Source organism: Pseudomonas sp. B414, assembly GCF_055408445.1.
The window spans coordinates 55,566-77,785 of record NZ_JBUZTQ010000006.1 but is presented as its reverse complement, the minus strand read 5'-3'; the positions used below and the strand labels follow the sequence as shown (position 1 = coordinate 77,785).

At 59.4% G+C, this 22,220-nt stretch carries 20 protein-coding genes; 4 read left to right on the top strand and 16 right to left on the bottom strand.

Annotation, left to right across the window (positions count from 1 at the left end; translation table 11 throughout):
• Positions 1 to 18 precede the first annotated feature (18 nt).
• The 4 genes from ACZRMH_RS07410 to ACZRMH_RS07395 all read right to left on the bottom strand — a co-directional run bounded on the left by ACZRMH_RS07410 (position 19) and on the right by ACZRMH_RS07395 (position 4,011).
• Positions 19 to 1,224, bottom strand: coding sequence for an EmrA/EmrK family multidrug efflux transporter periplasmic adaptor subunit (locus ACZRMH_RS07410; RefSeq protein WP_464012861.1), 1,206 nt, complete (start codon positions 1,222 to 1,224; stop codon positions 19 to 21).
• Between the two features lie 9 nt (positions 1,225 to 1,233).
• The gene (locus ACZRMH_RS07405; protein ID WP_464012860.1) at positions 1,234 to 2,709 is read right to left on the bottom strand and encodes an efflux transporter outer membrane subunit; all 1,476 of its coding nucleotides are present in this window, start codon (positions 2,707 to 2,709) and stop codon (positions 1,234 to 1,236) included.
• The gene (locus ACZRMH_RS07400) at positions 2,706 to 3,179 is read right to left on the bottom strand and encodes a MarR family winged helix-turn-helix transcriptional regulator (protein ID WP_464012859.1); all 474 of its coding nucleotides are present in this window, start codon (positions 3,177 to 3,179) and stop codon (positions 2,706 to 2,708) included. The genes ACZRMH_RS07405 and ACZRMH_RS07400 overlap by 4 nt, the downstream gene beginning before the upstream one ends.
• A 223-nt stretch (positions 3,180 to 3,402) precedes the next feature.
• On the bottom strand, positions 3,403 to 4,011 hold the full coding sequence (locus ACZRMH_RS07395; RefSeq protein ID WP_464012858.1) for a MiaE family protein: 609 nt from the start codon (positions 4,009 to 4,011) through the stop codon (positions 3,403 to 3,405).
• 220 nt (positions 4,012 to 4,231) lie between these two features.
• On the opposite strand from ACZRMH_RS07395, the gene ACZRMH_RS07390 reads away from it, so the two are divergent.
• Positions 4,232 to 5,095: a universal stress protein gene (locus ACZRMH_RS07390; RefSeq protein WP_464012857.1), complete on the top strand. Its 864-nt coding sequence runs from the start codon at positions 4,232 to 4,234 to the stop codon at positions 5,093 to 5,095.
• 5 nt (positions 5,096 to 5,100) lie between these two features.
• Here the strand turns inward: ACZRMH_RS07390 and ACZRMH_RS07385 are convergent, their stop codons facing one another.
• Complete coding sequence (locus ACZRMH_RS07385) at positions 5,101 to 5,571, bottom strand: DUF1289 domain-containing protein (protein WP_464012856.1); 471 nt, start codon at positions 5,569 to 5,571, stop codon at positions 5,101 to 5,103.
• Between the two features lie 406 nt (positions 5,572 to 5,977).
• Between ACZRMH_RS07385 and acnB the strand changes: the two genes are divergently transcribed.
• On the top strand, positions 5,978 to 8,578 hold the full coding sequence (gene acnB, locus ACZRMH_RS07380) for a bifunctional aconitate hydratase 2/2-methylisocitrate dehydratase (protein ID WP_464012977.1): 2,601 nt from the start codon (positions 5,978 to 5,980) through the stop codon (positions 8,576 to 8,578).
• A gap of 69 nt (positions 8,579 to 8,647) precedes the next feature.
• On the opposite strand, the gene ACZRMH_RS07375 is transcribed toward acnB, so the two are convergent.
• On the bottom strand, positions 8,648 to 9,721 hold the full coding sequence (locus ACZRMH_RS07375) for an AI-2E family transporter (RefSeq protein WP_464012855.1): 1,074 nt from the start codon (positions 9,719 to 9,721) through the stop codon (positions 8,648 to 8,650).
• A 121-nt stretch (positions 9,722 to 9,842) separates the two neighbouring features.
• Positions 9,843 to 10,082: a sulfurtransferase TusA family protein gene (locus ACZRMH_RS07370; RefSeq protein WP_464012854.1), complete on the bottom strand. Its 240-nt coding sequence runs from the start codon at positions 10,080 to 10,082 to the stop codon at positions 9,843 to 9,845.
• Positions 10,083 to 10,201: 119 nt separating this feature from the next.
• On the opposite strand from ACZRMH_RS07370, the gene ACZRMH_RS07365 reads away from it, so the two are divergent.
• A complete protein-coding gene (locus ACZRMH_RS07365) occupies positions 10,202 to 11,632 on the top strand; it encodes a M48 family metalloprotease (protein ID WP_464012853.1) in 1,431 nt (476 codons plus the stop codon).
• 124 nt (positions 11,633 to 11,756) lie between these two features.
• On the opposite strand, the gene nadA is transcribed toward ACZRMH_RS07365, so the two are convergent.
• Positions 11,757 to 12,815 (bottom strand): quinolinate synthase NadA, encoded by a 1,059-nt coding sequence (gene nadA / locus ACZRMH_RS07360; RefSeq protein ID WP_464012852.1) that lies wholly within the window; start codon positions 12,813 to 12,815, stop codon positions 11,757 to 11,759.
• A 291-nt stretch (positions 12,816 to 13,106) separates the two neighbouring features.
• Between nadA and ACZRMH_RS07355 the strand changes: the two genes are divergently transcribed.
• Positions 13,107 to 14,363: a nucleoside deaminase gene (locus tag ACZRMH_RS07355; protein WP_464012851.1), complete on the top strand. Its 1,257-nt coding sequence runs from the start codon at positions 13,107 to 13,109 to the stop codon at positions 14,361 to 14,363.
• A gap of 54 nt (positions 14,364 to 14,417) precedes the next feature.
• Here the strand turns inward: ACZRMH_RS07355 and ACZRMH_RS07350 are convergent, their stop codons facing one another.
• The 8 genes from ACZRMH_RS07350 to cpaB are packed head-to-tail and all read right to left on the bottom strand — an operon-like array spanning position 14,418 to position 22,215.
• Entirely contained in the window at positions 14,418 to 15,380 is a 963-nt protein-coding gene (locus ACZRMH_RS07350) for a type II secretion system F family protein (RefSeq protein WP_464012850.1), read from the bottom strand.
• 27 nt (positions 15,381 to 15,407) lie between these two features.
• Complete coding sequence (locus ACZRMH_RS07345; RefSeq protein WP_464012849.1) at positions 15,408 to 16,394, bottom strand: type II secretion system F family protein; 987 nt, start codon at positions 16,392 to 16,394, stop codon at positions 15,408 to 15,410.
• Entirely contained in the window at positions 16,391 to 17,830 is a 1,440-nt protein-coding gene (locus ACZRMH_RS07340; protein ID WP_464012848.1) for a CpaF family protein, read from the bottom strand. The genes ACZRMH_RS07345 and ACZRMH_RS07340 overlap by 4 nt, the downstream gene beginning before the upstream one ends.
• A gap of 3 nt (positions 17,831 to 17,833) precedes the next feature.
• Positions 17,834 to 19,051 carry an AAA family ATPase gene (locus ACZRMH_RS07335; RefSeq protein WP_464012847.1) on the bottom strand — a complete coding sequence of 406 codons (1,218 nt, stop codon included), beginning with the start codon at positions 19,049 to 19,051 and terminating at the stop codon, positions 17,834 to 17,836.
• Positions 19,045 to 19,548, bottom strand: a complete 504-nt coding sequence (locus tag ACZRMH_RS07330; protein ID WP_464012846.1) for a TadE/TadG family type IV pilus assembly protein — start codon at positions 19,546 to 19,548, stop codon at positions 19,045 to 19,047. Before ACZRMH_RS07330 ends, ACZRMH_RS07335 begins: the two co-directional genes overlap by 7 nt.
• On the bottom strand, positions 19,548 to 20,018 hold the full coding sequence (locus tag ACZRMH_RS07325) for a TadE/TadG family type IV pilus assembly protein (protein WP_464012845.1): 471 nt from the start codon (positions 20,016 to 20,018) through the stop codon (positions 19,548 to 19,550). Before ACZRMH_RS07325 ends, ACZRMH_RS07330 begins: the two co-directional genes overlap by 1 nt.
• An 8-nt stretch (positions 20,019 to 20,026) precedes the next feature.
• Positions 20,027 to 21,367 carry a TadE/TadG family type IV pilus assembly protein gene (locus tag ACZRMH_RS07320; protein ID WP_464012976.1) on the bottom strand — a complete coding sequence of 447 codons (1,341 nt, stop codon included), beginning with the start codon at positions 21,365 to 21,367 and terminating at the stop codon, positions 20,027 to 20,029.
• Between the two features lie 41 nt (positions 21,368 to 21,408).
• Positions 21,409 to 22,215 (bottom strand): Flp pilus assembly protein CpaB, encoded by an 807-nt coding sequence (gene cpaB / locus ACZRMH_RS07315; protein ID WP_464012844.1) that lies wholly within the window; start codon positions 22,213 to 22,215, stop codon positions 21,409 to 21,411.
• Between the last annotated feature and the right edge of the window lie 5 nt (positions 22,216 to 22,220).

The window sequence follows — 22,220 nt, the reverse complement described above, 5'->3', positions numbered from 1 at the left end:
GGCTTATGGATTGGCGAATCAGCGTTGGGCAGACATATCGCTATTACCCGCACTGTTGCTGTCAATCAAACGCGCAATCAGGGCTTCGGCATCGGCCAATTGCTGTGCATACACAGTGGTGGTGAACGAGGCTTTTTGTGGCGGTTGCTGGGCCAGTACCGGGCCACTTTGGTCACGCAGATTCACATCCACAGTGGTCGACAAACCGACCCGCAGCGGATGCTCGGCCAACTGATCAGCGTTGATATGAATACGCACCGGCACCCGCTGTACGATCTTGATCCAGTTGCCTGTGGCATTCTGCGCAGGCAGCAAGGCAAACGCGCTGCCGGTACCGGCGCCGATACTGTCGATGGTGCCGCTGTATTTCACGCCGCTGCCATAGATATCCGATTCAATGTCCACCGGCTGACCAATGCGCATCTTGTGCAGTTGGGTTTCCTTGAAGTTGGCATCGATCCACAGCTGGTTCAGGGGAATGACCGCCATCAACGCAGTGCCTGGCTGAACGCGCTGACCCAATTGCACCGTACGCTTGGCCACATAACCGGTTACCGGCGCGATCAAGGTGGAGCGGGCATTGGCCAGATACGCCTGACGCAGTTGCGCGGCCGCGGCTTTCACATCCGGGTGGTTGGCCACCGAGGTGTTATCGACCAGCGCGCTGGTGGTATCGAGTTTTTGCTCGGCAGTGCGCAGGGCACTTTGCGCCGACGACAGATCATCCCGGGCATGGGACAGCTCTTCCTGGGAAATAGCCCCACCCGCCGCCAGACTTTTACGGCGGTTGTAGTTGTCCTGGTTTTTCTGCACTTCGACTTTCTGCGCAGCAACCTGGGCCTTCATGCCCTTCACATCACTGAACAGGCCGCGAACCTGACGCACGGTACGGGCCAGATTGGCCTCGGCGCTTTGCAGCCCCACCTGCGCGTCGCTCGGGTCGAAATTAAGCAGCACCTGACCTTCATGCACCAGATCGCCATCATCGGCACCGATACTCACCACCGTACCGGTGACCAGCGGTGTGATCTCAACCACGTTGCCATTTACATAGGCATCGTCGGTGCTTTCATTCCAGCGACCATAGAGTTCTTCCCAGGCCCAGACGCCCAGCCCGAGGAGGATGACCAGAATCGCCAGGCCGCTCAGCCAGAGCTTGCGTTTGCGCTGGTTGCTTGCGTCCTGGGGTTGTTGCGTTTCATTCGGTGTTTGCACAGTGGCCATAACGGGTACCTAAATAATTCTGCCAGCGAGGACTTCAGTGGGAACGGCCGCAGCCGGGTTGCCGGGCTGAAATCCACCGCCCAGGGCTTGCATCAGTTGAATCGAAAGATCGATCTGCTCGGCATTCAGGTCCGCCAGTTGGCGCTGAGCCTGAAGCAATTGCTGCTCAATGCTGAGCACATCCAGATAGTTGCCAACGCCCGAACCGTAGCGTTGCAGTACGGTGCTGAACGACTCCTGGGCGATATCGGTGGCCCGCTGCTGGGTCGTGATCTGCTGCCCCACGGCACTTAACTGCGCCAGGGTGTCACTGACGTCGCCCAGGGCGCCCACCAGAATTTTGTTGTACTGCGCCACCGCCAGGTCGTAATTGGCGTCCTCGGCATCCAGCCCTGCACGCAGGCGCCCGCCGTCGAAGATGGGCAGCGAAATCGCCGGGGCAATATTCATAAAGCGACTGACAGAGCCAAACAGGGCATCACCCAGCAACGACTGAGTTCCCGCCGCCGCGCTCAAATTGAGGTTGGGATAAAAGCGCGTCTTGGCTGCGGCAATGTTCTTGCTCGCTGCCTCAACCCGCCAGCGCGCGGCGACCAGATCGGGGCGACGGCCAAGGAGTTCGGCTGGCAAAGTGCTCGGCAAAGCGACTGCACCCGGAGCCAGAATCTTCGGTCGGGCGATGTCGATTCCACGATCCGGCCCTTTGCCCAACAACACCGCCAGCGCGATGCGTGCGCTTTTGAGTTGTTTTTCAGCATTGATCAGCTGTTCCTGAGAACTGGCCTCAAGACTTTCGGTTTGCTGGAACTGATAGTGGCTGTCGATCCCGGCTTGCAGACGGCGCTTGCTCAGATCGAGCAGTTTGCCGGTGCGCTCAAGATCATCCTTGGCCAGATCCCGCACAATAAAGGCATGCCCCAGACGGCTGTAGCCCCGCGCCACATCGGCGGCCAGGGTCAGGCTCGCGGCCTGGCTGTCGACTTCGGCGGCACGCGCCTGGCCCAATGCCGCTTCCCAGGCCGCACGCTGGCCGCCCCACAGATCGAAGGTGTAATTGAAGGTCAGGCTGGCGTCGCGCAGCGTGTCATAGCGGCCACCCTGCCCGGTCGGGTCCTGGGAGCGCGACAGGCGCGAACGGGAAACATCGGCTTCGGCATTCAGGGTCGGCATGCGCGCAGCATCCGCGGCACCGGCCGCAGCAGCGGCCTGATGGGCGCGGGCACTGGCTATCTGCATATCCGGGCTGTCGCGCAGTGCTTGCTCGATCAAGCCGTCCAACTGAGCGTCGCCCAGGCGTTTCCACCAGTCCTTCTCAGGCCAGGCCGCCGGGCTGACGGTGATGCCTGCCAGCGTTTGGGCCGCTTCAAGGTTTTTCCCGTCCTGACTCACGCCCACGGTGTTCAGCCCGCTGTAACTGGCACAACCGGCCAGTACCATTGACGTAAAAACCAGGCTCAGGCCTGTACGCAGTGTCTTGTGGCTCATTTTTCACCTAAGCGCATGACAGTGATGGGATCACCCGCTGCCAACAGTATTTTCTTCAGGATCTGTTCCAGGCTTTGCAGCTCTTGCGGGCTGATGGCGCCAGCCAGCTGATTCATGGCATCGGCACCAATCTTGGGCAACTGGCTGGCCAGTGCCTGGCCGTCATCAGTCAGCACCAGGCGGATTTGCCGCCGATCGGCCTCGGAGCGCTGGCGCACCAGCAGGTTTTTTTGCTCAAGACGATCGAGCATGCGGGTCATCGAGCCGCTGTCCAGACACAAGTGGCGGCAGAGTTCAGCCGGGGTGTCGACATCGAACTGGGCCATGATGATCAGTACCTTGAACTGCGCCGCCGTGATGCCGTAAGGCTCCATATGGCGGTCGATGATCTTGTCCTTGAGCATGGCCGTACGCCCCAGGAGCAAACCCAGGGTGCAGTTTTGAAAGTTATCAGGGTGGAAGTGTTTCATCAGGGCACCAGGAAGCTGCCTAGGCAGTAATGTTACGAAATATTACTGCCTAGGCAGCTAATGTCAAGCCGATTATTAGCAGGCTATCTATATGGCTATTTGATGGAATAAGAAACGACTGCGGGAGCGGGCTTGCTCGCGATGCAGGCACTGCGGTCTGCCAGACAAACCGAGGCGATACCATCGCGAGCAAGCCCGCTCCCACGGGGAATTTAAAGAGGTTTCAAGAAAGTGCTGGCACACCGCTATGAAAGCGGAATTCGACATCCGGCGACTCAATCAGCTCTTGCTCCGCCGCCCTGACCCGCTCGATCACCTGGGCAATATCCTTGGCGTCGCCATATTGATAGGCCAGTTTCAGGTAGCCCTGAAAATGCCGCGCCTCGCTTTTGAGCAGGCCAAAGTAGAACTTGCCAAGTTCTTCATCCAGATGCGGCACCAGCGCTTCGAAACGCTCGCAACTGCGGGCTTCAATAAAGGCACCCACCACCAGGGTGTCGACCAGCTTGACCGGTTCGTGGTTACGCACCACCTTGCGCAGCGCCGAGGCATAGCGCCCGGCCGACAATTGGCGCAGCTCGATCTTGCGCTTTTTCATCAGGCGCATGACCTGCTCGTGGTGCACCAGCTCTTCACGGGCCAGACGCGACATCATGTTGATCAGGTCAACATGGGAATGGTACTTGGCGATCAGGCTCAACGCCGTGCTGGCGGCCTTGAACTCACAGTTTTTGTGATCGATCAGCAGGGTTTCCTGATCAGCCAGTGCCGCTGCGATCCAGCCGTCAGGCGTGCGGCAACCGAGGAACTCATGAATTTCAGGAAGATTCATGCGCACGCTCCCGAGCATCGGGAATTGCACGGCAGACCGGCAGTGATTTGAACAATTGCTGACATGGGGCTCACAAAGGCTGAATTGAGGCGAGCCGGGGATTATACGGGCCACGGAGCGCAGCACCAACGGCGTAACTTGATATGCATCAACACAGGAGCAACTGCCGAGCATCTATAGTGATTACACGCCGCTTTTATTACTTGTGGAGTTACCGGTCATGCACAGCATCAACAGCCTGTTGGTCGTTATCGAGCCCCATCTGATGGAAAGCCTCGCCCTCAAGCGTGCCAAACACATCGCCAGCCACACCAAGGCGCATTTGCACCTGTTGATCTGCGATAAAAAGCATGACCATTCGGCCCTGCTCAGTGTGCTTGAAAGCAGCTTGAAAAGTGAGGCCTACAACGTGACCAGCGAGCAGGCTTGGCATGAAAGCCAGCACACCACCATCATCAAGGTGCAGCAGGATCACAATTGCGGGCTGGTAATCAAACAGCACGTACCCGACAACCCGCTGAAAAAAGTGCTGCTCACCCCCGAAGACTGGAAGCTGCTGCGCTACTGCCCAAGCCCTGTGCTGCTGGTTAAAACCGCTGAAACCTGGGAGAACGGGGTGATTCTGGCCGCCGTGGATGTGGGTAACAACGACCCCGAGCATATGGCCCTGCACTCAAGCATCGTTGACCACGGTTTTCGCATTGCCAGCATGGCCCGGGCGCAATTTCATGTGGTCAGTGCGCACCCGGCACCGATGCTCGCAGCGGTTGACGCCGCCTACCCGCTGGACACCCAATTGCAGGAAACCTACCGGGCCGAGTGCAAAGTGTTCCAGCAGCAGTGCGAAATCGATGACAGTCGCCTGCATATCGAGGAAGGCCCCGCTGACGTGATCATCCCGCGGGTCGCCAAAGCCCTGGGGGCTGTCGTGACCGTGATGGGGACAGTGGCGCGCACCGGCCTTTCAGGGGCACTGATCGGCAATACCGCAGAAGTGGTGATCGACAAGCTGGAAAGCGACATCCTGGTGCTCAAGCCCGATGATATGGCCGAGCACCTGGAAGAACTGGCGAGTAAAGGCTGATCGGCCTATTCGCCAAAGGCTTCCTGCAGAAAGCCCGGAGCGATATAGCGTTGATAGTGCGCTTCCGACAGCAGGAAAAATTCCCGATCAATGGCATCACGCAACTCAGTCAACGCCCAGCCGCGAAACTCCGGCAATAGCACCATGCCGTATAGCTCCAGCTGATTGATCACCCGCGCACCGCGGGCAATCAGCTGGTAGGCCCAGCAATACTCGGACTGGGCGGGCACAAAGCGGATTTTGCGCGCCACCAGTTGGTCACGCAGGGTGGCGCGATCAAACACTTCCACCTTGCCCGCCATCACCTGCACCAACAACTGCTCCAGCCTGCGCCATACAGCGCGCTTTTCTTCCTCGTTGTAACCGTTCCAGTTGATCACTTCATGATGGAAACGCTTGCAACCACGGCACACGAGGTCGCCGTAAACCGTTGAGCAAAGGCCTATGCAGGGGGTCTTGATGGTGTGATTGGACATGGCGAAATAGAGCACTGGCGAACGAAACAGGTGGCCATGTTAGCCCTTTGTCTAACGCATATCACCCCTCAACCTTCGGGGGCTAACTTACCTTTAACAAGTTTTTACCGTAGAATCGGTCTGCCTTTTAAGGCGCCAATGTCCGTTAGAAGCTGTTTTCAAAGCGTCACGAGCACAGTTGATCCCGAAGAACGGTGTTGGTGAGGAGTGTTTGCACTGCAGATACCCGCACCAACATTCATCATGCCCCCCGTTCGGAAGGCGTAAAACTTTGAAAACAGCTTCTGTTGGGAATCCTTGCAATTCTGGCTAAGCGGCTCAAAAAGCCCCGCAGCGCATGAGTGCCTGGCATTCCTGGATGAGCGTCCCGGACACCCATTTGGGACCAATGATGAGGGTAATAACTGTGCTTGAAGCCTACCGCAAACATATCGAAGAGCGCGCAGCACTGGGTATCGTTCCCCAGCCGCTTAACGCCGAACAAACTGCAGGCCTGGTTGAGCTGCTGAAAAACCCGCCTGCCGGCGAAGAAGAATTCCTCGTCGACCTGATCACCAACCGCATTCCGCCGGGTGTTGATGAAGCAGCCTATGTAAAAGCCGGCTTCCTGGCCGCTATCGCCAAGGGCGACGCCACTTCCCCCCTGATCAGCAAAAAACGCGCTGTTGAACTGCTTGGCACCATGCAAGGCGGCTACAACATCGTGACTCTGGTTGACCTGCTGGACGACGCAGAGCTGGCACCGGTTGCCGCCGAGCAACTCAAGCACACCCTGCTGATGTTCGACGCCTTCCACGACGTCGCTGAAAAAGCCAAAAACGGTAATGTCCACGCCAAAGCCGTGGTGCAATCCTGGGCTGACGGCGAGTGGTTCAAGAACCGCCCTGTCCTGGCTGACAAAATCAGCCTGCGCGTGTTCAAGGTCACCGGCGAAACCAACACCGACGACCTGTCACCTGCTCCGGACGCCTGGTCGCGCCCTGACATCCCGCTGCACGCCCTGGCCATGCTGAAAATGGCTCGTGAAGGTATCGTGCCGGACGTTCAAGGCTCCATCGGCCCGATGAAGCAGATCGAAGAAATGCGCAACGCCGGCTTCCCGATTGCCTACGTCGGTGACGTGGTCGGTACCGGTTCGTCGCGTAAATCGGCGACCAACTCCGTACTGTGGTTCTTCGGCGACGACGTTCCTTATGTACCGAACAAGCGTGCCGGTGGTTTCTGCTTCGGCAGCAAAATCGCTCCGATCTTCTACAACACCATGGAAGATGCTGGCGCACTGCCAATCGAATTCGATGTTTCCAACATCAACATGGGCGACGTGATCGACCTGTACCCGCACGCTGGCAAAGTCTGCAAGCACGGTACCGACGAAGTCATCACCACCTTCGAAATGAAGACCCCGGTGCTGTTGGACGAAGTTCGCGCTGGCGGCCGTATCCCTCTGATCATCGGCCGTGGCCTGACCGAGAAGGCTCGTGCTGAACTGGGTCTGGGCCCTACCGACCTGTTCAAGAAGCCTGAAGCACCCATCGAAAGCACCAAGGGTTTCACCCTGGCGCAGAAAATGGTCGGCAAGGCTTGCGGCGTAACCGGCGTTCGCCCGGGCACTTACTGCGAACCGAAGATGACCACCGTAGGCTCTCAGGACACCACAGGTCCCATGACCCGTGACGAACTGAAAGACCTGGCGTGCCTGGGCTTCTCCGCTGATCTGGTAATGCAGTCGTTCTGCCATACCGCGGCTTACCCAAAGCCGATCGACGTGACCACCCACCACACCCTGCCTGACTTCATCATGACCCGTGGCGGCGTGTCCCTGCGTCCGGGCGACGGCATCATCCACAGCTGGCTGAACCGTATGCTGCTGCCGGATACCGTCGGCACCGGCGGCGACTCCCACACCCGTTTCCCGATGGGCATTTCGTTCCCGGCCGGTTCTGGTCTGGTCGCGTTCGCCGCAGCCACTGGCGTAATGCCACTGGACATGCCGGAATCGGTTCTGGTTCGCTTCAAAGGTGAAATGCAGCCGGGCATCACCCTGCGTGACCTGGTTCACGCCATTCCTTACGTCGCCATCCAGAAAGGCCTGCTGACGGTAGAGAAGAAAGGCAAGATCAACGAATTCTCGGGTCGCATCCTGGAAATCGAAGGTCTGGACAACCTGAGCATCGAGCAGGCCTTCGAACTGTCCGACGCCTCGGCAGAGCGTTCGGCGGCTGGCTGCACCATCAAGCTGTCGAAACAATCGATCACCGAATACCTGAACTCCAACATCACCCTGCTGCGCTGGATGATCGGTGAAGGTTACGGCGATGCACGTACCCTTGAGCGTCGTGCTCAAGCGATGGAAGCCTGGGTAGCCAACCCTGAGCTGATGGAAGCCGATGCTGACGCCGAATACGCGCACATCATCGAAATCGATCTGGCCGACATCAATGAGCCTGTGCTCTGCGCGCCAAACGACCCGGATGACGCCCGTCTGCTGTCCACCGTTGCCGGTGAGAAAATCGACGAAGTGTTTATCGGTTCGTGCATGACCAACATCGGCCACTTCCGCGCTGCGGGCAAGTTGCTGGACAAGGTCAAAGGCCAGTTGCCAACCCGTCTGTGGCTGTCGCCGCCGACCAAGATGGACGCTCACCAGTTGACCGAAGAAGGCTACTACGGCATCTACGGCAAAGCTGGCGCGCGCATGGAAATGCCGGGCTGCTCGCTGTGCATGGGTAACCAGGCACGTGTAGAGCCGAACTCGACTGTTGTGTCGACTTCGACCCGTAACTTCCCGAACCGTCTGGGTGACGGCGCGAACGTTTACCTGGCCTCGGCCGAGTTGGCGTCGGTTGCCTCGATCCTGGGTCGCCTGCCTTCCGTTGAGGAATACATGGCCTACGCGGCAGAGATCAACACCATGGCAGCGGACGTGTACCGCTACCTGAGCTTTGATCAGATCGCCGAATTCCGTGAAGCGGCTGCCAATGCCAATATCCCGGTAATTCAAGCGTAAGCTGATGCAGTAACGAAAAAGCCCCGACTCGTGAGAGCCGGGGCTTTTTCATGTCTGGCGTTGCGTGATTTACAACAGCGGGGCCACTCCTTGCTGCTGCTCACGGGGCCAGGCGTCGAGCACGGCCTTGAACAGGGTCGCCAGCGGGATGGCAAAGAATATCCCCCAGAAGCCCCACAAGCCGCCAAACAACAGCACTGCGCAAATGATCGCCACCGGGTGCAGACTCACCGCCTCGGAGAACAACAACGGCACCAGCACGTTGCCATCCAGGGTCTGGATGATCCCGTAGACCGCCATCAAATAGATAAACTGATCGCTCCAGCCCCACTGGAACAGGGCAATCAACAGCACCGGCACCGTCACCACCACGGCCCCTACATAGGGCACCACCACCGAAACCCCTACCAGCAGCGCCAGCAGGGCCGCGTAGTTAAGGCCCATGGTGACGAAAGCGATATAGGTCACGCCGCCACAAATGATGATCTCGATGACCTTGCCACGAATGTAGTTGGCGATCTGGCGGTTCATTTCCTCGGCCACCCGGGTAATCAGCGCCCGCTCGCGGGGCAGGTAGCCACGCACCCAACGACCGATCAGCGCCCGGTCCTTGAGAAAGAAAAACACCAGAATCGGCACCAGCACCAGATAGATCATGATATTGACCAGCAGTGGCAAGCTGGACAACGAAAAGGTCAGGGCCAGTTGCCCGAACTTGCCGATCTCACTGCGGGCCACTTCGATGGCTTGCAGCACCTGCTCATCTGACACCAGATGCGGATAACGCTCGGGCAATAGCAGCAACAGCGATTGCCACTTGGCGAGCATGCCCGGCAGTTCGTTGAACAACGTGATCAACTGATGCCACAGCAAAGGCACCACTACCACGAGAAACACCAGCAACAGCCCCATAAACAGCGCAAATACCAGCCCGACTGCCGCCGCGGCCGGTACCCGCATCCGTTCCAGGGTCACCACCAGGCCTTGCATCAGATACGCCAGCACCATGCCCGCCAGTACCGGAGCCAACATGCCGCCCAACGTCAGTACGGCAGTAAACGCCAGCACCAGTAACACTGCCAGCACCACGGCCTCTTCATCGGAGAAATAGCGCTGGACCCAACCACGTAACACTTTGAACATCGATATTCCTTAGAGAAAAGAGCGGCGCTTCTGTGGGAGCGAGCCTGCTCGCGAAAGCTCGCAATAGATGCAGGGGCCCTTCGCGAGCAGGCTCGTTCCCACACTTGAGGTTTTGCAGGATTCAGGCCTTGCGTAACCAGTAGCGATAGGTGCCGGCATCCACTTCTTCGCGCAGCAGCTCATGACCTGCCAGGCGGGCGAAGGTACGAATGTCCCGTTGTGAGCCCGCATCGGTGGCGATCACCTTGAGGGTCTGGCCGCTGCTCATCTTGTTCAGCGCCATTTTTGCCTTGAGCAACGGCAACGGGCAATTGAGGCCCGCAGCGTCCAGTTCGGCATCATGGGCCAGCACTTCAGTCATTGTGTACTTCTCCGCAGAGGTCATTTTTATGCCGCTTAGAATACCTCAAGCAGACCCGCCACTGGTCGCCAGCCGAGTGCCGAGCTACAGTAAGCGCTTTACCGACCAGAGCCTTGTGCATGACTTTTCTGCGCCCTACCCTGTTGACGCTCGCTTGCCTGCTCGCATCACCGAGCTTCGCCGACGATTTACCGTCTCTGGGTGATGCCAGTTCGTCCATAGTCTCGCCGCAACAAGAGTATCAGCTGGGCCGTGCCTGGCTGGGCATGCTGCGAGGCCAGGTGTCACAACTCAATGACCCGCAGCTTAAGGATTACGTCGAAACCAGCGTCTACAAACTGGTCGAAACCAGCCAGGTACAGGACCGGCGCCTGGAATTTATCCTGATCAACAGCCCGCAGCTCAACGCCTTTGCTGCTCCCGGCGGAATTATCGGGGTCAACGGCGGCCTGTTCCTCAATGCCCAGACCGAAGGTGAATACGCCTCGGTCATGGCCCACGAACTGGCCCACCTGTCGCAACGCCACTTCGCCCGCGGTGTAGAAGCCCAGCAACGCATGCAGTTGCCGATGATGGCCGCCCTGCTCGCCGGGATCATTGTTGCGGCCTCTGGTGCGGGCGACGCCGGCATTGCCGCGATTGCCGGTACACAGGCGGCGGCGCTGCAAGAGCAGCGGCGCTTCTCACGCCAGAATGAGCAGGAAGCGGACCGCATCGGCATCCTCAATCTGGAAAAAGCCGGTTATGACCCGCGCTCCATGCCCACCATGTTCGAGCGACTGATGCGCCAGTACCGTTTTGACGGCAGGCCACCGGAGTTCCTGCTGACTCACCCGGTCACCGAATCGCGTATCGCCGACACCCGCAACCGCGCCGAACAGGCCCGAGTGGGCGGTACCGAAGACAGCCTGCGCTATCAACTGATCCGCGCGCGGGTGCAGCTCAATTACGAAGAAACTCCGGGTTTGGCTGCCAAGCGTTTTCGCCAGCAACTGGATGAAAACCCGAAAAATGACGTAGCCCGTTATGGCCTGGCAATTGCCTATATCAAGGGCAGCCAGTTCAACGAAGCCCGCGATACCCTCAAGCCGTTGCTGGACAAGGCGCCGAACGATATTACCTACAACCTGGCGCAAATCGAGCTGGATATGGACAGCAACCGCCTGGCCGAAGCCCAGCAGCGTATCGACAGAATGCGCACGCTGTATCCGGGTAATTACCCGCTTAATCAGGCCCGGGTTGATTTGCTGCTCAAGCAGAATAAACCGAAGGAAGCCGACACAGCGCTGGAGGCCCTGCTCAAAAGCCGGCCTGATGACCCGGATGTCTGGTACTCGGTAGCTGAAACACGAGGCTTGTCGGGCAATATCATCGGCCTGCATCAGGCCCGTGCCGAATACTTTGCGTTGGTGGGTGATTACCGTCAGGCCATCCAGCAGCTGGATTTTGCCCAGAAGCTGACCAACAACTTCCAGCTGTCATCGCGCCTGGATGCGCGCAAGCGCGAGTTGATGGATCAGGAGCGGGCGCTCAAGGATATGATGAACTGAGCCTGACTGGCTCAGTACCTATGGGAGCGGGCTTGCTCGCGATTCAGGCAACTCGGTATGTCAGTTTGACCTGATTGACCCCATCGCGAGCAAGCCCGCTCCCACAAAGAACAGTGCTGGCTAATCAGGCATTCCCCGCCAGTTTCAAACGCGCCGCCTGGGTGAAATCCAGCATGCGCTTGAGCGGGCGAATGGCCTGTGGCACCAGCGCAGGATCAACAAAGATTTCGTTAGTACCTTGCTGCAGGCACTCCAGCGTGCGTTCCAGGGTGTTCATGGCCATCCACGGGCAATGCGCGCAACTGCGGCACGACGCGCCGTTACCCGCCGTCGGTGCCTCAATAAACACCTTGTCCGGGCATAGCTGCTGCATCTTGTAAAAAATGCCGCGATCGGTGGCCACGATAAAGGTCTTGTTCGGCAGGTTTTGCGCCGCTGCAATCAGTTGGCTGGTAGAACCCACGGCGTCCGCCAGATCGATCACCGCCTCCGGCGACTCCGGGTGAACCAGGATTGCCGCATCCGGGTACAGCGCCTTCATGTCTTCAAGCTGCTTGGACTTGAATTCTTCGTGAACGATGCAGGCACCGTCCCACAGCAGCATGTCGGCACCGGTCTGGCGCTGAATATAGCGGCCCAGATGCTTGTCCGGCCCCCAGATAATGGTTTCGCCGTTATCCATCAGGCTTTCGACGATTTCCAGCGCGCAACTTGACGTCACCACCCAGTCAGCCCGGGCCTTGACCGCCGCCGAGGTGTTGGCATACACCACCACCGTGCGCTCGGGGTGTTTGTCGCAAAACGCCGAGAACTCTTCCACCGGACACCCCAGGTCCAGGGAACAGGTGGCCTCCAGCGTAGGCATCAGCACGCGCTTTTCCGGGGTAAGGATTTTTGCAGTCTCACCCATAAAGCGCACACCGGCCACCAGAATGGTCTTGGCCGGATGGGCCGCACCAAAGCGGGCCATTTCCAGGGAGTCGGACACACAGCCCCCGGTTTCTTCGGCCAACGCCTGAATCACCGGATCACAGTAAAAGTGTGCCACCAGCACCGCGTCGCGGGCTTTCAGTTCAGCCGCGATCTGCGCACGCAGGCTGAGGGCTTGGGCCTCAGTCAACGGCTTGGGCTGCTTGGCATCAAGGTGGGCTTGAACCAGAAGTCGTTCAGAAATTTGCGTCATGTTCGCAAGACCTGCAAGCGCTGCTGCGCGAAAGTCGAGTGTACCACCAGCTCTGGACCGTCAAGTCCCGCTGGGAGAATGTATGTATCAGGCACGGACAAGCTATTCCGGGCGCCAAGGCTACAGAATATGCTTGGGATTCAAAAGTTTAATGTTGTTCTTGCGACGGTATGCAAGCAGACGAAGGGCGCAGCCCGCAGCCGCAACGATGACTAGACTGAAGTTCATGCTCTGAAACACAGATCCAAACCCGGAGCACGGATAGCTGTTCCATCAACAGGAGTTGAACGCATGACCATCGTCAAAAGTGCACAAGAAGCTGTCAGCATCGTCGCACAGGAGTCCATCGCCGCTGCACAGCAAAAGACCTTCGCCGTAGGCGGCGCGATTATCAACAACGCCACTCAAGAACTCATCGTCGCCATGCACAACAATGTGCTGATGCCTTATCCGTTTACCAACAAAACCTACTTCCTGCCCCACGACCCGACCGCCCACGGCGAGCGACAACTGGTTGACTGGTACTACAAAAATGCCGCCGAACTGAAATTGCCGCCCCCCAGCCAACTGACTGTCGTCACCACCCTCGACCCTTGTGCCATGTGCGCGGGCGCCTTGCTCACCGCTGGCTTCAATGTGGCTGTCAGCGCTATCGACACCTATGCTGGCGTCAACTACAACAGCGCATTCGACTTCCCCTCGCTGCCGCCGAAAGTTCGCCTGCAAGCGCAACAGAGTTGGGCTTACTACGCCGTGGGAAACCCCGTCAATCGCGCCTACGTGGGCTCTACTGCGCCGGTGTTTGCCGAGCAGAGTGTCGACTCGCAGACCTACTACCTGACGTCAACGATCTTTGAAGCCAGCGTCAATACGGTGCGTGATTCGAGTAACAACAGCGGCATCGAACCGGCACACCTGAAAAACCCCGCCACCCTGCCGATCACCAGCCCCGTGTACAAGGCGTTAAAAAATCTCAGTGATGAAGCACTGACGACGGTATCGCCCAACCCCCGCAGCCCCGGTGATGAACTGTGCAAACCATTGGTTGGCGTGGCGCGCAAGGCTCAGGCAAACGGCGGCGCCTTGAATGCCGTCGCGCTGCTCGATCCGTTTGGCAACCTGCTAGTGTGCCTGGGCGGTGACGAACAGCTGTCGCCGATCAGCACTGCCTTTATGAAAACCACCCGTGGTTATGCAGAACTGCGCTGGAAGCTGATGAACGACGAGGACGCCGCCGTTCGCGCTCAAGCCGAGCAGTACCTTACGCACCCAAAATACGGCACTTTTGTGTTCCTTTACATCCCGGACCCCACCACATCGCAGGCGGTAATGACCTTCGGTGCCTATGGTTCGACGATGGAAGGCCCGGTGCCGCAAAGCTACCCGTCAAACCTGCAATACGTGCTGCTGCCCGGTGCGACCAGTGCCCAGGCAGTGTCTGAGCTGGCACAGAAGCTGCCGCCGTTTTACACCCAAAGTGTGCAAGTGGGGCCAGCGCAGGTGTTGAACCAACGCCTGATCGATAACGCCAAACAGCTACTCTTGTAGCCTTTGGCGAGGCTTGGGGGGTGAGGCACCTTGCGCGCCCCCCTCACCTCTTTCTTATATTTTCCCGAAGACTTTGAACACACTGATGATCGCAGGCCCGATAGCCACCAGGAAAAAGCTTGGCCACAGGCAAAAGATCAACGGAAACACCAGCTTGGTGCCCACCTTGGCGGCCTTTTCTTCAGCCATTTGCGTACGCCGGTCGCGAAACTCTTCGGCATAAATTCGCAGGGTGGTACCCACGCTGGTACCAAAACGGATGCTTTGCGCCAGCAAGCTCACCAGCCCGCGGATATCTTCCAGGCCGGTACGCTCGGCCAGGTGTTTGAGCGCTTCGGTGCTGGGTACCCCGGCACGCACCTCGGCGTTGACCAGCGCCAGCTCCATCGCCAGATCAGGCTGGCTGACGGCCATTTCCTCGGCCACCCGCTCAATGGCCTGGGGCAAGGCAAGACCAGATTCCACGCACACCACCATCAGGTCCAGGGCATCGGGGAAGGCGATCAGCAGCCGCGACATGCGCGACTCCTTGCGAGAGCTGACATACACCGCCGGTAGCAGCCAGCCCACACCCAGCGCTACGGCCAATATCCCGCCCCCCAGCAGCAACGACATATTGGGAATAAACGGTAATGCCAGCAGGGTAATGCCCATCAGCAGCAGTGGCAGCAAGAGGCGCACGGCCCAGTACACCTGCACCGCCGACGGCGAGCGATAACCGGCATGGATCAGCAGGGTCCGGGTCGCCGAGGCCTGCCCCGTCTCGCCGGAGCTGAAACGCTGACCGACCTGCTCCAGCATCATTTGCAGGTTGCTCGGCGGCGCCCTGTGGTCTGCCCCATGACCGCGCTTGATCAGCATCAAACGACGCTGCACCGGGCTTTGCAGGCCCTTGACCAGCACCGCCATGGTTACCACCACCAGCACCACACTCAAGCCGATAAGCGCGGCAAAGAGCATGCGGGTCAGTTGCTCGTCACCCACCATCCGATTAATAAGACCCAGTACATAGTTCATGTCCATATCCTCCAGGACGAGCCGCGTTCAAACCTGAATCCGGATGATTTTGCGGATCCAGAAAATCCCGATGATCATGGCCACAAAAGCCCCCATGATCAGCTTCTGCCCCATGGGTTCCTTGAACAGCAAGGGCATATAGGTCGGGCTCGAAATCAAGATGGCCAAGGCCAGGACAAAGGGCATCGACACCAGGATCCAGCCTGACATCCGCCCTTCGGCCGAGAGGGTCTTGACCTTGCGATGGAAGCGGAAGCGACCACGAATCAGGCTGCTCAGACGGGTCAACACTTCCGTCAGATTGCCGCCGGTTTCACGGTGGATCAACACCGTGGTCACCAGCATCATCACCGTCATGCTCGGCACCCGCTCCAGCAGGCCAAGCATGGCCCGGCGCACATCGTTACCATAGTTGATATCGGCAAAGGCCAGACCAAACTCGTAAGCCACCGGTCCGTGATGCTCCTCGGCAACCAGTTGCAGGGTTTCGTTGAAGGGATGCCCTGCGCGCAAGGCCCGGCACATGGCATCCAGCGCATCGGGCAAGCCCTCTTCGAACTGGGCGAAACGCTTGATACGGTCGTGGGAAATCTTCCACACGGGTATCCAGAAACACACAAACGCAGCCGGCAGCGCCACCCACCACAGTTGCAAGAATGACCACAGCACCAACCCCACCGCCGTGGCCAGCACCAGCCCCAGCAACAGCACGCGATAGGCTCGATACTCATGCCCGGCCTGCTCGATCATCTGGGCCAGGGTTTCCATCATCGGCAATTGCTCAAGGCGGGCCTCGAGTGGCGGCAGGCGGCGCAGGTATTTCTGGCGCAGAATCGACTGCATATTGGGCAGATTGCTTGCCCGCTCCAGCAGGTTAAGGCGCCCGCGAATACGCTTGCGTACCTGATTGGCCTCGCCGAACACCGGAATCGTCAAGCCCTGGCTAAGCAGGAACATGGCAGTGAACACCATGCCCAGGAACGCCAGGATAAACTCGCCAGGAACCTGATTCATGACTGCCCCTCCATCCATTCCGGCCGGAACAGGCTGAGCGGCAGCTCTATGCCCCGTTTGGCCAGCACATCACGAAATGCCGGCACCATGCCGGTTGCGCGAAACTCGCCCAGCACTTCCCCTTTTTCGCCCATACCGCTGCGCACAAAGGCGAATATCTCGGTCATGGTGATTATGTCGCCTTCCATGCCGTTGATTTCCTGCACGCTGACCAAACGCCGGGTGCCATCCTCCTGACGCTCCAGCTGGATAACCACGCCGATGGCCGAAGCGATTTGCTGACGCATGGCCTTGATCGGAAAGGTGGCGCCGCTCATCGACACCATATTCTCGATCCGCCCCAGGGCATCGCGGGCGGTGTTGGCGTGGATAGTGGTCAGTGAACCGTCGTGGCCGGTGTTCATGGCCGTCAACATATCCAGCGCTTCGGCACCCCGCACTTCGCCGATCACAATGCGGTCAGGGCGCATCCGCAGGCTGTTGCGCACCAGTTCACGCTGGCCCACCTCGCCACGCCCCTCGATATTCGAGGGCCGGGTTTCCAGACGCACCACGTGGGGTTGCTGCAATTGCAGTTCGGCGGAGTCTTCGATGGTGACGATGCGCTCGTTATGCGGAATAAAACTGGACAGCACATTGAGCATGGTGGTCTTGCCGCTGCCGGTACCACCGGAGATCAGCACATTGAGCCGCCCGCGCACGATGGCCTTGAGCATCAGGGCAATGGCCGGGGTCAGGGTGCCCATCTGCACCAGGCTCTGGGTATTGAGCAAATCCACGGCAAAGCGGCGGATCGACATGCTTGGCCCGTCGATGGCCAGCGGCGGGATGATCGCGTTGACCCGCGAACCATCCTTGAGCCGCGCATCCACCAGCGGTGAGGACTCATCAATACGCCGCCCCAGGCTGGAGACGATGCGGTCGATAATATTGAGCAGATGGTGATTGTCGCGAAAGTGCACATCGGTTCTCTGCAACTTGCCAAAACGCTCGACATACACCGAGTCATAACCATTGACCAGAATATCCGACACGCTGCTGTCACCCAGCAATGGCTCCAGCGGGCCGAGACCCAGCACTTCGTCGGTAATTTGCTTGATGATCAACTGGCGGCTGCTGGTACTCACCGGTGCCGAGTACTCGTCAAGCAGGCGCAGGCTGATCTCGCGGATCTGGCGCCCGGCGTCGGCCAGCTCCAGGGTGTCGAGCAAGGACAGGTCCATGACCTTGAGCAATTGCTGGTAGATCTTCTCCCGCCATTCGGCCTCCATGGTGCTGAGCTTGGTGCGGGTTTCATACACCACATCCGGCACACTGGCTTCCCAGGCCATTAGTACCGTGGCGCAGTCAGCGCCCTCGACGGGCAAGGCCACCACATCTGCCGAGGCCAGCTTGCCGGCTTGCTGACGCAGACGATTACGAAAGTCGCTGAGCATGGCTTATCCTCCAAACAGACGGTTGAATGTACGTTTGAGCAAACCCGCTTCAGTGGCCTCGATGCCGATCAGGCTCTGGCTCAACTCGCGCAGGCTCAAGGTGATACCGGCACGGGGAGCATGCAGCTCCAGGGGTACCCCGGTGTTCTGGCTTTCGCTGACCACGGCATAGTCGTTGGGCAGTTTTTGCAGGTCTGCGCAACGCAGCGCATCGCTGATGTCTTTGGGTTTGAACGGTGACGCCTTGTCATAGCGATTGACCACCACGTGCAGGCGATTGCTCTGCACACCGAGGTCGTCACGCAAAATGCGCACCAGGCGGTTGGCGTCCTGCAGATGGCTGAGGCTCTGTTGCAGCACGATATAGACCCGGTCCGACTGTTCCAGGGTGATGCCGGTGAGGTGATCAATATGCCGCGGCAAATCCACCACCACCCAGTCATAGGTGCTGCGCGCCAGCTTGAGCAAACTGTCCAGTTGCTCCAGGCGGATTTCCTGGGACAGGCACAGCTCGTCGGTGCGCCCGCCGAGCAAATGCAGGCTGGGACTGAAATGGCTGCAAAAACCGCGCAGCGCCACACTGTCCAGGGTGTCTATCTGTTGCAGCACATCGGTATGGCTGTGGGTGGGCAACACATCCAGGCTGTGGGCCAGACTGCCGAATTGCAGGTCCAGATCCAGCAGCAGGGTTCTGCCACCCTGCACACTCAACTGATGGGCCAGATTGCAGGCCAGCATCGAGGCCCCCGAGCCGCCCTTGGCATTCATTACCGCCACCAGCTTGCCTCTGGCCCCATTATCGGTATGCAACTCCATCTGCATGCGGTCCAGGGCGGCCTGCAAGTCCTCGGCCGACACCGGCTCCGGCAAAAAGTCGCGGGCCCCGGCCTGCATGGCCAGGCGCATGCCTTCACGCTCATCCAGCGGCCCGCACACCAGCAGCGGCGGACGCTCCTTGAGCGAGTGCTGTAACAGCGCCGCCAGCTCCTCGCGCCATAAATGGCTGACGCGCAACAGGAGAAAATCAGGCATCTGTTCCAGGCCATAGAGCGGGTCGGTATGGCCATTGCTCACCAGCCGCGTACTCACCTGCAAATGGGGTACGCCCAAGCTCAAGGTTTTGAGATGGTTCAAGGCCGCGGCGTCACGGCCACTGATCAGCAGGCGCATTCCCTGGCGGTCTGATGACGCAGCCGCCGTCACTTCTCGGACACTTAACATGGCGTAATCCCCGGTGTAACCGTCGGGTCAGGCTGGCGGCCAAGGCTTTCACGAGGCACGGTCGACCTGAACGTGGGCAGAATGAAGACCCCTCTGAATCCCGGGATCAACAGGTTGAAACTGAAGTTGGTCACCTGCAGTTGCACATAACGAATGGCGGCAAAACCAGTGGCCCCCACCAGATCATTGGGGCTGGCGACCACCGCGCCATTGGCGTCCAGATAGATCAGATTCAGATTGGCGCTGGTCAGGCTGGCAATCAGGCTGCTCGGGCCGGCATTGCCCGCCGTGTTGAACATGGCGCGGCGCAGGATGATCGGGTCCTGGATATTGCACACCGCTGCCAGCCGCGCGCCACGACGCACCGACTCGCTCAGCACATTGACCGTGAAATACAGCCGGCCCATTTCCAGTGCGCCAAACAGCAAGGTGAACAGCACCAGAGCCGTGATGGCGAACTCGACGATATACACGCCGCCCATATGTTTGCGATTCATCACAAGGCCCTCATTACGACCGTTGAAGTCAGCAGCAGGCCCAGCGGCACGCTGCTGCCATACAACGCCGGGATGGCGCTGCCGAGCGCCGGAACAAAGGTATAGGCAATGCTGACCCGCACATGGTTGGTGCCCACCGCACTCACCGTGACATTGCCGGTAGTCAGGCCCGGGGCCGCCGCCGGGTAGCCGTTGGGGTTGGCCGGCAGACCATAAACGGCCACGTTCTTGGTTTGCGACACAAGCGCCGCGTTCAAATCCACCGTGCCCAGGGTCGCATTCCATGCCTGGCTGGCCACATAACGCCCGGCGTCACGACTGGCCTGTTGCAGGCTGTTGTACTGGAACAGCATGCGGCCGAACTCGGCGAAGGCCAGCATCAGCAACACCAGCAACGGCAGGGTCAGGGCCAGCTCGACCATTGCCAGGCCCCGCTGGGCGCGGGCCGACTTGAATCCACAGCGTCTCATGAGACCTCCTAGGAGTCGGTGCTCGGCGTCTGGTTGTTGTCGATATAGGTTTTGTACAGCTGGATGATTTGTGGCCCGACGTTAGCTGCGGGATCCGGGCCCGGCACATTGTCGCCTTCGCACACACTGACAAACTGGCCGAAAATCTGCGCCTCGTTACCCTGCTGGGCGGCTGGCTGCATCACGAAATAGCAACCGAAGCCCAGTACCGGAATCGCCGAGGCACCGTCGTTTTTGCCTGAGCAATCGCCGATCACGATCTTCAGGATGCGCCGTTCAAAAACGCCATTGCCCTGGCAACCGGCGCCGCCACCCACACAGGCAGCCTCATCCTGCTTCCAGTTGTTGTAGTCGTATAGGGCACCGCCGGTGGTGGACAGGTTGCCGCTGCTGGAAGTGACCGTATTGCCGTCATACAGAATCGGCGCGGGCGACCCGGCGTAGGTAAACGACTTGGGGTTAACTGTAACCACCAGATCCGGCGGATAGTCCGAAGCGCTGAGGCCACCCTTGTATTCGTTAAAGCGCGTATTGAGGCCCTGGGAGGCCGGGCCCACGGTATTGCCCGGTTTGGTCTGGGCGGTGGCACCGACGATATTGCACTGATCAATACCGCCTGCCAGCCCTTCCCTGACCGTCTTGCCACCCGCGCCGAAGTCCAGCAGCTGGAAATTCCCCGGGCCAATGGCAGAACCGTTGTTGGCGGCAGTTTTCAATACCTGCAGATCACCGAACTTGAAGCCCCAGAACATCCCGGCGGCCGGGTTGTTTTGCGCAGGGTCGCCGCACACCAGCAGCGGGGTCAGGTCGCAAGGGCCGCTGCTCGGGCTCGGCCCGGCAGTGGCCACTGCCGCCACGGCTTTGCTTGTGGCGTTGCCATTGTCCAGGGCCTGGAATACCCCCCAGAAAAAACTGCTCAGGGGATAGTTGTTTACCGTTACCCGAACAAAGGTCGCATTGGCAGGCCCCGGGAAAGAAAACGGCCCATAGACACTGGTTGCCAGTTCCACCGAGGCAAAGCCTGAGGGGTTGGCGGTGATGGCCTTGCCCAGCTCCTCGTTACCTGTGGCATTGGCATTCAGGCTCAGGGTATTGAGGGCAGCGGTTTGCGTCAGGCTGGCAGAGCCGGTCGCGCCCACCACCATGCTCAGGGTCTTGGCCCCGCTCAGTGCCGCCGCATCCACTGCATTTTGCAGGCGAGTCTTGTTCAGCAGCATATGGCTGCCGTCCAGCGCCAGGGCGCCCATCAGCAGGAGCGAGGCCATGGCAATCACCACCAGGACGAGCATGGCGCCGCGCTGTTGCTGGGGAAACGCGGTGTGGGGCTGTTGGATGCGCGCGTTCATGATGTTCCACCTTCATAAGTGTTGCGATGCCGCTACCCGGCCCTCTACATCGCTTTTTCTACTGTGGCCGCGACACCGCGAATCACAATCACGCCACCGTCGTTGGCAGGTGCGCGGCGACGTACTATCGGTTTGGCCATCACCGGCGGCAGTACTGGCGCCGCCATTGCCACGGGTTCGGCCACCACCGGGGTCTTGGTGTTATCCAGCGGGTTGCGCAAGGCCAGTTGCACCTTGCCGGCGGTCATGCCCTTGACCAGCACTTCGGCTTGAGACGGGGTCATCTCCAGGGTGACGGCACGCACCACCACCGGTTGGGTCTTGTCAGTGCTGGCGGTCTGATCGACTGCCAGTACGCGCAGATCTTCAAGGATGGTTTTGGACTCGGCGTTACCCTCGCTGCCGACCTGCCGGGTGGCCAGCACGTCGACCCGATTGCCCGGCAGCAGGAAGCCGCCGACGCCGACCACATCATCCACCCGCACCGAGATGGCGCGTTTGCTCGGTTCGATCAGCGAGGCCAGGGTGCTGCCGCCCATGTGCTCGGCAACCCTTGCACCGCGCAGGATGTCGCCGCGCAGCATGGAGAAGGTGGCGATCTTGCCGACCACTTTTTCAGTGGCATCGAAGGCGTCTTCGGGGGCTGCGTCCTTGGGCATGCGCACCACGGTCACCTGCTGAGGCTCGATCATCTGCCCGAAAGCGATTTCCACCGTGGCGATCACCACGTTTTGCTGATTATCGTCAGGGCTGGTGTTGAGCCGTGCCGTGAGCCAGTTGTTGGCCATCCATGTGGCGCCCAGCCCGAGAATCACGGACAGGACAATCAAAGTCAGCGTGCGCGAGTTCATGACAG

What these genes read in the sequence shown, in the direction of transcription:
- ACZRMH_RS07410 (WP_464012861.1), bottom strand. Translation starts at nt 1,224, where the DNA reads ATGGCCACTGTGCAAACACCGAATGAAACGCAACAACCCCAGGACGCA.
- ACZRMH_RS07405 (WP_464012860.1), bottom strand. Translation starts at nt 2,709, where the DNA reads ATGAGCCACAAGACACTGCGTACAGGCCTGAGCCTGGTTTTTACGTCA.
- ACZRMH_RS07400 (WP_464012859.1), bottom strand. Translation starts at nt 3,179, where the DNA reads ATGAAACACTTCCACCCTGATAACTTTCAAAACTGCACCCTGGGTTTG.
- ACZRMH_RS07395 (WP_464012858.1), bottom strand. Translation starts at nt 4,011, where the DNA reads ATGAATCTTCCTGAAATTCATGAGTTCCTCGGTTGCCGCACGCCTGAC.
- ACZRMH_RS07390 (WP_464012857.1), top strand. Translation starts at nt 4,232, where the DNA reads ATGCACAGCATCAACAGCCTGTTGGTCGTTATCGAGCCCCATCTGATG.
- ACZRMH_RS07385 (WP_464012856.1), bottom strand. Translation starts at nt 5,571, where the DNA reads ATGTCCAATCACACCATCAAGACCCCCTGCATAGGCCTTTGCTCAACG.
- ACZRMH_RS07375 (WP_464012855.1), bottom strand. Translation starts at nt 9,721, where the DNA reads ATGTTCAAAGTGTTACGTGGTTGGGTCCAGCGCTATTTCTCCGATGAA.
- ACZRMH_RS07370 (WP_464012854.1), bottom strand. Translation starts at nt 10,082, where the DNA reads ATGACTGAAGTGCTGGCCCATGATGCCGAACTGGACGCTGCGGGCCTC.
- ACZRMH_RS07365 (WP_464012853.1), top strand. Translation starts at nt 10,202, where the DNA reads ATGACTTTTCTGCGCCCTACCCTGTTGACGCTCGCTTGCCTGCTCGCA.
- nadA (WP_464012852.1), bottom strand. Translation starts at nt 12,815, where the DNA reads ATGACGCAAATTTCTGAACGACTTCTGGTTCAAGCCCACCTTGATGCC.
- ACZRMH_RS07355 (WP_464012851.1), top strand. Translation starts at nt 13,107, where the DNA reads ATGACCATCGTCAAAAGTGCACAAGAAGCTGTCAGCATCGTCGCACAG.
- ACZRMH_RS07350 (WP_464012850.1), bottom strand. Translation starts at nt 15,380, where the DNA reads ATGAACTATGTACTGGGTCTTATTAATCGGATGGTGGGTGACGAGCAA.
- ACZRMH_RS07345 (WP_464012849.1), bottom strand. Translation starts at nt 16,394, where the DNA reads ATGAATCAGGTTCCTGGCGAGTTTATCCTGGCGTTCCTGGGCATGGTG.
- ACZRMH_RS07340 (WP_464012848.1), bottom strand. Translation starts at nt 17,830, where the DNA reads ATGCTCAGCGACTTTCGTAATCGTCTGCGTCAGCAAGCCGGCAAGCTG.
- ACZRMH_RS07335 (WP_464012847.1), bottom strand. Translation starts at nt 19,051, where the DNA reads ATGTTAAGTGTCCGAGAAGTGACGGCGGCTGCGTCATCAGACCGCCAG.
- ACZRMH_RS07330 (WP_464012846.1), bottom strand. Translation starts at nt 19,548, where the DNA reads ATGAATCGCAAACATATGGGCGGCGTGTATATCGTCGAGTTCGCCATC.
- ACZRMH_RS07325 (WP_464012845.1), bottom strand. Translation starts at nt 20,018, where the DNA reads ATGAGACGCTGTGGATTCAAGTCGGCCCGCGCCCAGCGGGGCCTGGCA.
- cpaB (WP_464012844.1), bottom strand. Translation starts at nt 22,215, where the DNA reads ATGAACTCGCGCACGCTGACTTTGATTGTCCTGTCCGTGATTCTCGGG.